General features: G+C 45.7%; 8 protein-coding genes. 4 read left to right on the forward strand and 4 right to left on the reverse strand.

Annotated features, from left to right (window positions below):
* The first annotated feature begins 970 nt into the window (after positions 1–970).
* On the forward strand, positions 971–3,526 hold the full coding sequence (locus AC4BAP_RS11895) for a TonB-dependent receptor (protein ID WP_490582873.1): 2,556 nt from the start codon (positions 971–973) through the stop codon (positions 3,524–3,526).
* 11 nt (positions 3,527–3,537) lie between these two features.
* Entirely contained in the window at positions 3,538–4,683 is a 1,146-nt protein-coding gene (locus AC4BAP_RS11900) for a hypothetical protein (RefSeq protein ID WP_490582874.1), read from the forward strand.
* A gap of 67 nt (positions 4,684–4,750) precedes the next feature.
* Here AC4BAP_RS11900 and AC4BAP_RS11905 read toward each other — a convergent pair whose 3' ends face one another.
* Positions 4,751–7,864: a TonB-dependent receptor gene (locus AC4BAP_RS11905; RefSeq protein ID WP_490582875.1), complete on the reverse strand. Its 3,114-nt coding sequence runs from the start codon at positions 7,862–7,864 to the stop codon at positions 4,751–4,753.
* Positions 7,865–7,992: 128 nt separating this feature from the next.
* Complete coding sequence (locus AC4BAP_RS11910) at positions 7,993–8,628, reverse strand: C40 family peptidase (RefSeq protein ID WP_490582876.1); 636 nt, start codon at positions 8,626–8,628, stop codon at positions 7,993–7,995.
* Positions 8,629–8,702: 74 nt separating this feature from the next.
* Here AC4BAP_RS11910 and AC4BAP_RS11915 point away from each other — a divergent pair, with 74 nt between their 5' ends.
* Positions 8,703–10,106 carry an FAD-binding oxidoreductase gene (locus AC4BAP_RS11915; protein ID WP_490582877.1) on the forward strand — a complete coding sequence of 468 codons (1,404 nt, stop codon included), beginning with the start codon at positions 8,703–8,705 and terminating at the stop codon, positions 10,104–10,106.
* A 66-nt stretch (positions 10,107–10,172) separates the two neighbouring features.
* On the opposite strand, the gene AC4BAP_RS11920 is transcribed toward AC4BAP_RS11915, so the two are convergent.
* Both AC4BAP_RS11920 and AC4BAP_RS11925 read right to left on the reverse strand, forming a co-directional pair.
* The gene (locus AC4BAP_RS11920; protein WP_490582878.1) at positions 10,173–10,394 is read right to left on the reverse strand and encodes a hypothetical protein; all 222 of its coding nucleotides are present in this window, start codon (positions 10,392–10,394) and stop codon (positions 10,173–10,175) included.
* An 18-nt stretch (positions 10,395–10,412) separates the two neighbouring features.
* Entirely contained in the window at positions 10,413–11,309 is an 897-nt protein-coding gene (locus AC4BAP_RS11925) for an alpha/beta fold hydrolase (protein WP_490582879.1), read from the reverse strand.
* A gap of 146 nt (positions 11,310–11,455) precedes the next feature.
* Between AC4BAP_RS11925 and asnB the strand changes: the two genes are divergently transcribed.
* A complete protein-coding gene (gene asnB / locus AC4BAP_RS11930) occupies positions 11,456–13,360 on the forward strand; it encodes an asparagine synthase (glutamine-hydrolyzing) (protein WP_490582880.1) in 1,905 nt (634 codons plus the stop codon).
* The last annotated feature ends 88 nt before the right edge of the window (positions 13,361–13,448 follow it).

Here is a 13,448-nt window from a genome sequence, read left to right on the forward strand (position 1 = left end):
TTTATACAACCGTATAAGCAAATCTTTGACAAGCTGCTGAAACCTAATGTATTTGTTATAGCTTGAAACAATGAGTGTTATAACATTTATTTGGTTGAGTGTATTTTATGTTATCAACCTGTATATGTAATGTTAATTCTATCGATATAAAAAGAGTATTTGCTTAAGCGGGTATGTGCTATGTGTTTGAATAGTGCAATAAATAGTAAGAGGTGTGAGGTTTTGTGTTAAATCATGTTTATATGCCCTATGTTGAATTGGGTCAGTCTAGATATGAGCTGTTTTTTGCTAGCTGGCATACTGTATTATTCTGTTTGCAGTATGCTATAGGGACTTGTCAAAAGAGCACTGGTGAGATACAGGTAACTTGCGCTGTGTTAACAATATAGGGTTACGGTGGTCTGCGCATTTTTTTTACCTGTTGTCAGGCTTTTAAGCTGATAAATGCTTGTATAATATCTATATGAGATTTGTCTGATTAAAGAAAGTGACTTTAATGTAAAAAAGATTTGATGTATCCTGTGTTGTATAATTTATATAACATAGGGTGTTTTTGTTTTATCTGTTCAGCGATTGAATCATAAAAAAATTATGGACGATGAAATTGAGTGAAAATATAGTAGAAGTATCTAGAGTAAATACTATTTCGCTATAAATGCGCTAAAACTTAATTTATCAGGCTTGGCGACTGTTTGAGTTAATATTAGTAAAATTAAAAACAATGTCTAAACAGTGTTTTGGTGATATAATTGTACTTTGTGTTTTGGTTGATTTTGTGTTTGCTGTTGGTGGATTTGTAAATATCTGTAAATTTTATAGATGTGGATGTTTTTGATGTGTGCAAGTCAATTTTACTGAAATTTACCCAGTGTTAAATTTGTATTATTTTTAATTCAATTATTTGCTGATTAATGTTTTAACACTGTATATTCGCACCCAAATCAACCAACCAAATACAAAAACACTAAAGATGAAGTACAATTTACTCAGTCTTGTGATGCTGGCACTGGTAATCAGTCTGGCACCAATGGATTTGTTCGCTCAGGGTATGGTGAAGGGCAAAGTTGTAGATGCTGCAACGAAAGAGCCTTTGCCAGGAGCAACAGTCATTTTAAAAGGAACAAGCCAAGCTGTTCCTACTTCTGCTGATGGTACCTTTGCTTTAAAAGTAGAGGACCCGAATGCCTCGGCTGTACTGGTCAACTACATTGGCTACGTACAGAAGGAGGTTTCTATTGCAGGTGTTAATGGTGTTAAAAACCTAGGCACTATTGCCTTGTCTGCGAATGCTACTTCTATTAACGAAGTAATTGTTACCGCAAACAGCATTGCAATCGACAGAGAAACACCTGTGGCAATGTCTACTATTACAAGTGAGATCATCACTGAGAAGGCGTCAAACCAGGAGTTTCCGGAATTGTTAAAGTCTACACCTGGTGTTTATGCTACAAAGCAGGGTGGTGGTTTTGGAGATGCACGTACAAATATACGTGGCTTCCAGAGCCAGAACGTTGCTGTGATGATCAACGGTGTGCCGGTAAACGACATGGAAAATGGCCGTGTGTACTGGTCTAACTGGGCTGGTTTAACAGATGTTACCAAGTCGATGCAGGTGCAGCGTGGCTTAGGTGCCTCTAAGGTGGCTGTGCCTTCTATTGGTGGTACGATCAACATCCAGACAAGAACTACTGATGCTACAAAAGGTGGTTCTGTATTCTATGGTATCGGTAACAACGGTTATAGCAAAGTTGCTTTCTCATTCGCGAGTGGCCTGACAGAAGATGGCTGGGCTGTAGCGGCATCTGGTTCTAAAACAGAGGGCAATGGCTGGGCTGAAGGTCTTCAGTTTGAAGGTTATAACTACTTTTTCAATGTTTCTAAGCTTATCAATGACAAGCACACTTTGTCATTAACTGGTTTCGGCGCTCCGCAGCGTCATGGTCAGCGTCAGAGCAGAGAATTGATTCAAGACTACAGAAACGCTCCTCAAGGTTTAAGATGGAACTCTGACTGGGGGGTGCTGAATGGCGAAGTTGTAAATGTTGAGGACAACTTCTACCACAAACCTCAGGTTTCTCTTAACCACTACTGGACAATCGATCAGTCTTCTTTCCTTTCCACAGCTGTTTACGCTTCTATTGGTACAGGCGGTGGCGGTGGCTACGCTGGTAACGTTGCGGATTTCAGAACAGGAGATAAATTCTCTCCTTATGATCTTGATGCAGTTGTAGAAACTAATCTTAACTCACAGGACGGAAGTGCTTTAGGTTATTTGAGAGCATCCAGAAACGACCACAAATGGTATGGCGCCCTTTCTACTTACCAGAAGAGCCTGAGCAATAAGTTCGACCTGTTGGCCGGTTTAGACCTGCGCTACTACAAAGGCGAGCACTTTACAGAAGTTACAAACCTGTTAGGCGCTGACTATGTGCTGGATTCAAGAGACAAGAACAATCCTGTAAACAGAGCTACAGTAGGCGATAAGATCAGCTACAACAACGACGGTATCGTGCTTTGGGAAGGTGGCTTCCTTCAGGGTGAGTACAAATCAGGTCCTCTTTCTGCATTTGTTTCCCTGGCAGCCTCTAACACTTCATACAAGCGTATCGACTACTTTAACTACCTGGACAGCGATCCACTTCAGGAAACTGACTTTGTTAACTTCTTTGGTTACCAGACAAAGGGCGGCGCTAACTATAACCTGACAGAGAACCACAATGTGTTTGCTAACGTGGGTTATTTCGAGAGAGCACCTTTCTTTAACGCTGTTTTCCTGAACAACAAGAACGACATCAATGAAAAAGCTGAGAACGAGAAGATCCTTAGCTATGAGTTAGGTTATGGCTTTAGATCTTCTGTTTTGAGTGCCAATGTGAACCTTTACAGAACTACCTGGGCTGACAGATCTTTCACGAAGTCAAGAGCCATAGGCGGTCAGATTTACTATGCCAACCTGTTAGGGGTTGACGCGCTTCACCAAGGTGTTGAGTTTGATTTTAACTATCAGCCAACCACAAAGCTTACTATTACAGGTATGGCTTCATTCGGCGACTGGACATGGCAGAACAACCTTTCAGGTGTAACTATCTTTGATGAGAACCAGAATCCTGTTGACGAAATTGGTGCGATGTACATGAAAGGCCTTAAAGTTGGTGATGCTGCCCAGACAACTGCAGCATTCGGTATCAGCTACAAACTGCTTGAGGGCCTGAAAATTGGTGCGGATTACAATTACTTCACTGATAACTTCAGTGACTTCGATCCAACATCATTAGGTAAGCCTGGCTTGGCAGTTTGGGAAGTGCCTACTTACTCACTAGTTGACCTTAATGCTTCTTACAATTTTGAGCTTGGTGGTCTGAAAGCCTCTTTCTATGGCAATGTGAACAACCTGTTTAACACAGAGTATATCTCTGATTCGCAGGCTTCATTCCATCCGGAAACAGGTGTAAGCAATGCTGCTAACTCTGCAGTGTTCTTTGGTACTGGCAGAACTTGGACAACTGGTTTAAAAATCAACTTCTAAAAAATACTTAGATGAAAAAGATATTTTATCTTATCTCTTCCCTGATGCTGGTGTTCACGGCCTGTGACCCAATGGAAGATGTATATGAGGAACTGGATAAGCAGAATCCTGATGTTTATGCAAAAGACATGAACATCGAACTCGAGAAAAAGGATTACGAGTTGCTAAAGGGTGAGCCAGTTGCTAAAAACTATTACTTTGCTTCCGAGCAAGAAGCAGCAGATCTGATCCCGACTATTCTTGATAAAAAGTATCCGCAGATGGGGAACGGCACCTCTGTGGCTGTAAGCTTTGAGAAGCTGGCTTTTGAGTTTAAGGGCAATAAAGTGTCATCAGCGGTTTCATACACTGTAACCAGCGATGATTACGATGCCATGGGCCACCGCTTCGACAACTTTGACAGTGCTAACGAGATGATTGAGTTTCTGGAGTATAAATACCCTGATGCTGCAGAAAACATGTTGGTGACGCTTACATTTGACTATTACACTGGCACTACCAAGCGTGTGAAAGATGCATTCTACTTCATGAACGGCGAATGGAGCAACATTTATTTCGTGACTGAGGATGATTATGCACTGGTAGATCGTGGCCGTTACGATAACTTTACTTCTGCTGACGATGACATGCTGCCAGTTTTCTTTAACAAGTTCCTGACAGATAACATTGTTGGTGCTGAGGCTGGAGACGTGGAGTATGTAAGCTATGCATACTTTAGCAGCGGCAAAACAACCCAGAAAGTATACACCATGGTATATGACGGCGCTAAATGGCATGCTGTAACAGAGAATTTGACAACTGCCGGTTTGCTGGCTTTCGCAAAGAAAGACGGTGTTTGGAAGCCAGACCTGACTATCAGGTATACACTTGTGGCAGCTGACTATCAGTGGATCGCAACTAACCCTGCGTTAGGTACAGAAACCAACAGAGGAAACCTGGCGAACTATGGTAACTTCTATCAGAGCAATCCTAACTCAAGCAACTACTGGAGTAACGACCAGATCGTAGCAGCATTAGGCGCTTTGTTGAAGCAAAAGTATCCGAATGCAGAAGAAGGCCAGAAGTACCAACTTACTTATGCGGCTTACAATAGCGGTAACATAACTGCCACTGTAACCCTGGAACTTCAGGCTGACGGTAGCTACAAAGCTATCTAAGAAGCTGTAGTATAAATTAAAAGCCCTCCCGAAACTGATCGGGAGGGCTTTTTTATTGGTAGTTTAATTAGTTAAAGATATACCTTACGCCTAACTGCCCCTGCCATCTGGAATCGAACTGTGCAATATTATACGCCTGTGTATTCGGGTTGAATGTAAAAGTAGGTTGGCCTGCCGTATTAAAACCGGCAAAGCGTATGACCTCATTGGCACTGTTGTTTACAAAGTATTGTCGGCCCCAGTCTTTGTTTATAAGGTTGCCCACATTAAACACATCGAAAGTGATCTGGAAAGTATGGCGCTGATCTCCGGCATTGATGTAGAAATCCTGCAACAGGCGTACGTCAAACTGATGTGTCCATGGCATACGGGCAGCATTTCTTTCTGCGTACTGGCCTCTGCGGTCGTTCAAGTAAGCGTCTCCTGAAATAAAGGCATCCAGGGCCTCCCACTGTTGTGCAGGGGTAAAGGTGGTGCCTCCGGATGTAAATGTAACCAGGGTGATCTCACTCTGGCTGCGAGGAACGTAGATCAGGTCATTGGCGAAGTTACCGTCGCGGTTCAGGTCGCCGTTATAAAGGTAAGTAAATGGCAGGCCAGACTGGCCCTGGTAAAACAGTGACAAGCCAGTTGCAAAGTTATCGCCCCATCTGAAAGTATAGCCACCGGTACCTATAACTCTATGGCGTACATCAAATCTTGAAAATGACAGCGGCGGATCGTTCGGGTTATTTACCACCTGGTTAAACTCATAGTTTGACAACGCAGTTGAGCTTGTGCCCGAGTTCACATCCTTGGACTTGCCATAAGTATAAGCTACCGAGGTCTGGATACCATTGGTAAAATCCTTGCGCAACTGACCGGTTATACTATAACGGTAACCCTCGTTCGTGTTGTCAAGCAGGATCACGTTGGTATAGTCTGAGTTTATGCGTCTGTTTACCGGGAATAGCTCTCTGTTGTCTGCGCCAGGAAGTGTGCCGGTTGGCTGCACGAGGTTAAGGTCGCGGTATACTACATCATTGAGTGTTTTGGAGTAAATACCTTCCAGAGTGGCGAATACCTCCCAAGGCAAAGTATAATCCACGGCCAGGTTACTTCTCCAAACCTGCGGAATTTTAAAATCATCTTCTATCACGTTTACCTCAACAGTCCTTACCGGAGGCCCAGCAGTTCGTTGCTGTGTTGGATCTGGAATAAATGTCTGCGGGTTTCTCACATCCACAGTACCTAAAATAGTACCTGTGTTTATAAACTGGTTTGAAAGCCATACAAAAGGCACGCGTCCGGTAAATACCCCTGTACCACCTCGTATCTGGAAGGTGCGCTCATCGGTTGGGGTGAAGTTAAAGCCAAAGCGAGGGGCCCATAATAACTCTCCACTAGGAGCACGGTCAGTTTCTAAGCCCGGGAAAATATTCTGGAAGTCGTTCTCAAGTTTCGTGTTTTCAGCAGGCTTGTCCGGGAAAACAGGAATATCAAGGCGCAGACCAAACGTTAATTTTAATCGTTCGGATGCTGTGTATTCATCCTGCAGGTAAAAACCTAGCTGCATGGCATCAAACTCAGCTGCAGGGCGAGGGTCATCTGTGAGTGAATACGTGGCGCGTATACGGGTTGGCCGGTTATTAAAGAAGTCGCTCAGGCTACGGAAGTCCCATCGGCCGTTCAGGTTATTTATAAAGAGGTTACGGAAATTGAAAAACTCATTATGTGTACCGAATGTGAAGTTGTGGCGATCAACGAGGTATGTTAAGTTATTCGTTATTTCAAATATGTCCTGGTCCAGTTCATTGGCTGTTGATGAACGCTGTGCGCCAAACTCAAAAGTGCCAACTGGGTCTGCAATAGTTACCTGAGGGAAAAGCTCCCCCTGTATATCACGGCTTTCCCTGATGCGAGAGTAGCCCATGATCAGGTTATTTGAGATAGAGTTGCTGAAACGGCTGTTCAGTTCAAGCACAGTGCTGTTTGTAGTACTATTAAACTGGTAGGCATTATTGCCAAAACGAATAAAGCTGTTGCTCCTGGATATATTGTCATCAAAAGCATCCACGTAGTTGTGCCGCAGGGTCAGTTGGTGATTATTAGACACGTTCCAGTCGAAGCGGATAAAGAACTTGTCACTTTCTGTGTCCCTGTCTATACTTCCAAAAGAGCCAACATCATATCCATAAGTCTCACGCACAAATGTGGCAAGCTGCTGCGCTGCGCTAAGTGGTATCTGCGACTCTGCCGAGCCTGGCGCAAAACGCAACGGTTCCGTAATGCGGGTAGCATCGTAGTTGGTAAAGAAAAACAGCTTGTCTTTGATTATAGGTCCTCCCAAGCGTACACCATACTGGTAATTGCTGAATTCATCTGCCTTTACGCGCGGCCCTTGTATCGCTTTACCAATGGTATTCTCGTTACGGCCAAAGCCATACACCGAACCTGAAAATGTATTGGAACCTGAACGTGTAACAGCGTTAATACCGCCACCTGTAAAGTTGCCCAGCTTCACATCGTAAGGGGCAACTACTACCTGTATCTCCTGTATCGCATCTAGCGAGATAGGCTGGGTGCCGGCCTGACCGCCAGGTGTACCACTGCCCGAAAGGCCAAACACGTCATTGTTTACCGCACCATCTATGGTAATATTATTGAATCGGTTGTTGGAGCCGGCGATGGAGTTGCCTGAAGCTTGTGGGGTTAAACGTGTAAAGTCCTGCAGGCTTCTGCTTAGTGTTGGCAGTTTTTCCAGCTGCTCCCGCGAAACGTTGGTGGCAGCACCGGTTCGGTCCTGGTTAAAAATATCGTTGCGTTCACCGGTGATCTCAACCTCTCCCAGTTGCCGGGCGCTTTCCGTTAAGGTAAAGTCTACGCGGGCAGTTTTACCCAATGCCAGGCTTACACCCTCAGCAGCTTGTTCCTGGTATCCTACATAGGAGGTCCTGATAGTATAAGGCCCACCCACGCGCATGTTCTGGATATTGTAAAACCCATCCGCATTTGTTGATGCTACATATTGGGTATTAGTAGGGGTATGCACTGCAATTACGGTGGCACCCGGAAGCGCTGTACCTGCCTGATCTCGTATCAGACCGGTTAAAGCGGCTGTAGTTGCCCCTTGCGCCAGTGCCATCTGTGCGTTCAGTAAACAAGCTAAGCACAGGGTTAAAATAGAGTATAAAGATTTCATAGTACTTATAACTAGTTGATTAACAATAGCTTTTACTAGCTTTTAAGTACGTATGTTCTAATTGTCCTATGTTAAATTTTGATTACGAAGGCAGGTTCCCATTTAACTAAAAAATGGGGCTTATTCACTTAAAAAACAGGTGGTCTTACCGCTTTGATGAAAATCTTCTGATAGTGTTCAGAGAATAAATTATTCTCAACAACACCTAATGAGGTGGACGCATGAATAAACTTGATTTCCTCATTGCTGTTTACTTCTGTAACCATGCCCACATGCGTTATGTCACGGCTATTTTTGTTAGCCCCAAAGAAAACGAGGTCGCCTTCTTTTATATCCTTTAGCCTGACTTCTTTTCCGTACCGGCTTTGTTCGTCGGAAGTGCGCGGAAGTATAACATCTATACTTTGGAACGAGGTGCAGAGAAGGCCGGAGCAGTCCATGCCTACGCGTGTGGTGCCGCCCCATTTATAAGGAGTGCCCGTATAGGAACGTGCTGCCTTGATAACAGTGGCCACCTGCTCATCCAGGTTACGGGGCACGTGGGTGCGGCTTGTTCGATCTTTAGAAGCTAACGGGGCATCTTTGCCACCGTTCCGGGCTGCCAGTTTGCGCGCTTTGCGTTCCTGCCTCTTGGCTTCGGCAATTTCTCGTGCCGAGCGGTAATCTTCTCCACGCTTACTAAAAGTAGGCTGGGATGTCTGGCAAGAGGCCGCCAGAAGCAGGAAAAAAATTAATAAAGCGGCAGAGGTAAAAAGAGACTTCAAAGCGTATTACGTAAAAATAAGTTGGTGATAATATAAGCGTTGGCTAATTTACAGATTAGCTGTTCTTTTTAAAAATGAAATTTAACAAAGTAAGCCCGGAGGCTATCGACTATTTTTCCGGTATAGTTGGCGAGGAGCACATGGTTATGCCATCTGATCTGGAAACTATGCTGCGCTACACGCACGATGAAACCGAAGACCTGCGTTACCAGCCGGAGGTAGTCCTTAAACCTGCAAACGCTAAGCAGATAAGTGGTATTATGCGTTATTGCCACGAAAATCTTATTCCGGTTACCCCACGGGGCGCCGGCACTGGCTTAAGTGGTGGCGCACTAGCCGTGCATGGCGGGGTTATACTTTCAACCGAGCGGCTTAACCAGATCATCAATATTGATGAGCGTAACCTGCAGGCCACTGTGGAGCCAGGCGTTATCACACAGGTGTTCCAGGAGGCCGTTATTGAAAGAGGCTTGTTTTACCCACCCGATCCTTCGAGCAGGGGCAGCTGCTTTTTAGGCGGTAATCTTAGCGAGAACAGCGGTGGCCCCAGGGCAGTAAAGTATGGTGTTACCAAAGACTATGTGCTGAACATGGAAGTGGTGCTGCCAACCGGCGAAATAACCTGGACCGGGGCTAACGTACTGAAAAATGCCACTGGCTACAACCTGACACAGCTGATGGTGGGCAGCGAGGGTACCCTGAGCATCATCACAAAAATCGTTTTCAAGCTAATACCATACCCGCCACAGAACCTGGTAATGCTGGTACCATTCCGGAAGTATGAGGAAGCCTGTGAGGCAGTATCCAAAATATTTATGGCCGGCATCGTGCCTTCTGCCTTGGAGTTTATGGAGCGTGACGCCATAGAGTGGACCTCGAAGTATGTGGATGTGAAGGTGGATATACCGGAAGACATACAGGCGCACCTGCTCATTGAGCTGGATGGAAAGGAAATGGACGTGCTGTTTCAGGAGGCAGAGCAAGTATACCAGGTGCTGGAAAGCTTTGATGTCGGGGAGATATTGGTGGCCGATACCGAAAAGCAAAAGGCGGATCTGTGGCACCTGCGCCGGAATGTGGGCCATGCCGTAAAAAGCAATTCTGTTTATAAAGAGGAAGATACGGTAGTGCCACGCGCCGAACTGCCAAAGCTCCTGAAAGGTGTTAAGGAAATAGGAGCAAGGTATAACTTCAAATCTGTTTGCTACGGCCACGCCGGCGACGGCAACCTGCACATCAATATCGTGAAAGGCGACATGAGCGACGACGACTGGAACAACAAATTGCCGGAAGGCATCAAAGAGATCTTCAGGCACTGTGTTTCGTTGGGTGGCACCATTTCAGGGGAGCACGGCATAGGCCTGGTGCAACGCCGTTACATCGGGATTGCTGTAAGCGAAGTGCAGCTAAGGTTGATGCGGGGTATAAAACAGCTGTTCGACCCACACGGCATACTTAACCCGGGCAAGATATTTTAAAAGCCTGAAACGTTCAGTTATACCTCGCCAGCGCCAGTTTTAAGTTGTGCCTTTTGGTCTGTTGGCCTAAGTATTGTCTTTGTCTGACAAATGCTGGTCCAGTTTGCGAAGGTTTAGCCAGGATCGCATAATGTTTTTGTGTGTTTCAATAACAGGCGTTTGCTCTTGGCTGGTTTTACTGTTTTCCTGCTTGCGCATGTTTAAAAGGTGTTCCTGATCCTGGGTGTTTTCTTTTTCAGAAGGATAAGCCCTAAGTATGGCCTCCTTGTAGGATTTATTTGTTTTCATGGTATCGGGTAAATTAATTTAAGAGTCGTGAACCGGCTCCTGTTTTTTCTCTTCTTCTTTTATAAAATTGCTTACATAACCAGCGATCTCCTCGGCATTGTCTTCCACCAAAAAGTGGCCACTGTCTTCAAAATGTATCACGTAACACTCATGGAAGAACTTTTTCCAGCGTTGTAAGGCATCGATCTTTATCAGTTTATCGCGCTCTCCCCAAAGTATAAGCGTTGGGATGTCCTGTATCTTTTTGCGGTCTTTCCAGAGTTCTTCGTACCACTTTGTAACGCCAACCAACTCCCGTGCACAGGCAAGTTTCTTTACCCGCTGGTCTGGGTTGCCCAAGCCCTGCACATAGTGCTCTTTTATTGGCTCAGGTATTTTCTCCTCTTCCTCAAAAAGTTCGTTTACCAGCGTTTTGGCCGATACGTTAAGTTTGGAATGCAGGAACTTGCCCAAAGGCCCGACAAGGTACTTGCTTGTTTTTCCGAAGGTCTGGTGTTTTGATAAAGACCAGGTCCAGGAGTTAAGCATAACGATGCGCTTTACATTTGATGGGTTCTTTATGGCGTAGGCAAAGCCAATAGGTGCACCAAAGTCATGCACCAGCAGCGTAACGTCTGTTAGCTTCAGATGGTCCATCAATTGTTCAAAGTTGGCGGCGTGTGCCCGGGGCTTGTAACTAAAATCATCGGGTTTGTCGGAAAGTCCGAAGCCGATCAGGTCCACAGCAATGCAGCGGTACTTTTTTCGAAGGATCTTTATGATGTTGCGGTACAGGAAAGACCAGGCAGGGGTGCCATGTATCATCACGATCGGCGTGCCTGTACCCTCATCTATATAATGCATTTTGCCAGCTTCCAGCTGTAGATAGTGCGATTTAAATGGATACTCTTTCGTATCCAACCATTCTGGTTTCATAGAAAGTATAGGGTGTATTTATTAAACTATACTTTGATTAAGGAGGCAGGTTGTTAATTTTACTTAAAATAAGGTTGGCTTCAGCCTAAATAATGGCAAGCGTACACCTGGGCTTGGTTAACAGTGATTAGAGGGCAAAGAGATTTATGTGCGGATTAGCGGGAGTTTATGCTTTTACGGAGGCGGGGGCCAGGACACTGGAGCTCTTGCCGGCTGCAGCCGCAGCCGTGGCACGACGCGGGCCGGACGCCAGGGGCGAGTTTCGGAGCGGTATGGTGGGCATGGTGCACACCAGGCTTTCTGTTATTGCTCCTTCTGCCATGGCCAATCAACCTTTTACAGAGCCAAGCGGCCGCTTCATCATTATCCTGAACGGCGAAATATTCAACTACCGCAAACTCCGCGGCGAGTTAATGGATAAAGGCATTAGCTTTACCACAGACTCAGACACAGAGGTAGTTTTACAGCTCTACATGAGGGAAGGGCAGGATTTTCTTAAAAAGCTCAGGGGCTTTTTTGCGCTGGCGATTTTCGATGCAGCGGAGAATGCACTGTTTATTGCCCGCGACAGGTTTGGCGAGAAGCCGCTGCTGTATTATAAAGATGCAGATAAGTTTATGTTTGGGTCTGAGTTGGGCAGTTTAATGGCGCTGGGTGTTCCACGTGAATTAGACTATACTTCGCTTTACCAATACCTGCAGCTTGCCTACATTCCGGCTCCGGCAAGTATACTGACCGGTGTAAAAAAGCTTTTGCCAGGCCATGCGCTTTACATTCGTAACGGTCGTGTGCAGAGCTCCGTCTGGTACAGGTTGCCTTATGATGCGGAGAAAAGCACCCAGAGCCAGATGACCTATGCGCAACAGCAGTCAAAGTTGCGGCAATTGATGGACAGAGCTGTAACCGACAGGCTGGTGGCCGATGTTCCGGTAGGCGCTTTCCTGAGTGGCGGCATCGACTCATCGGTTGTGGTGGGCCTGGCTTCTGCGCATGTGCCAGATCTTCATACTTTTTCAGTGGGCTTTCCGGAGCAACCATACTTTGACGAAACAAAGTATGCTCGGCTGGTGGCCCAAAAGTATAATACCAATCACACGGAAGTCCTTCTTACCTCAACTGAGTTGCACGATAATCTTTTCGGGATGCTGGAGGCGCTCAGCGAGCCTTTTGCCGACTCTTCGGCGCTGGCCGTTTATTCGCTTAGCCGGCATGTGAGCCAGTCGTTTAAAGCGGTGCTTTCTGGGGACGGGGCTGATGAACTATTCGGGGGTTACAATAAGCATCTGGCTGAGTATAAGGTAATAACAGGTGGTGTAGGCGCAGGTGTGGTAAAACAACTGGAGTTTTTATGGAAACTTCTGCCAAAATCCAGAAACTCTTTTGTGGCAAACAAGGTAAGACAATTACAGCGCTTTGCCCAAGGGGCCAACTTAACGCCGCAAGAGCGTTACTGGCTCTGGGCAACATGGCAAACCGAAGCAGATGCCCTGCAGTTACTGAAAACAAACCACCGTACTGCCGCGGCTAGCCGGTTATACTTTGCACGCAAAAGCCGTTTGCTGGACTGCCTTAATAACAACCACCACAACCTGAATAACGTACTGTGTGCCGACTGGAACCTGGTTCTGGCCAATGATATGCTGCCCAAGACAGACCTCATGGGCATGGCCAATGGGCTTGAGATAAGAAGTCCGTACCTCGATCACAGGCTGGTAAAGTTTGCAATGGCTTTGCCTGCCAGTTCCAAGATCAGCAAGGACAGGCAAAAACGTATTTTAACCGATACTTTTAAAGATATTTTGCCGGCAGAGCTGCTGTCGAGAAAGAAAAAGGGCTTTGAGGTGCCGTTGCAACATTTCCTGAATACGAAAGGGCAGGAGTTGGTGCAGGAACTTTTAGCACCCAACAGGATACAGGAACAGGGTATCTTTGACGTTGCTGCAGTAATGAAACTGCGAGACGGCGTTCTGGGAAAGCAGGGCGGCGATCAGCAGGCAAAGCTCTGGAGCCTGTTGGTATTCCAGTACTGGTGGCAGAAATATATGACGTAGGTTCCTAAATAGCCTTGTGTGCATTAAATTAGAATAGATAAGTAAGTATTACACAGAAAAGTTAAATTTGTACTCTTAACAAGATTTT

The organism is Pontibacter sp. GD7, from assembly GCF_058216375.1.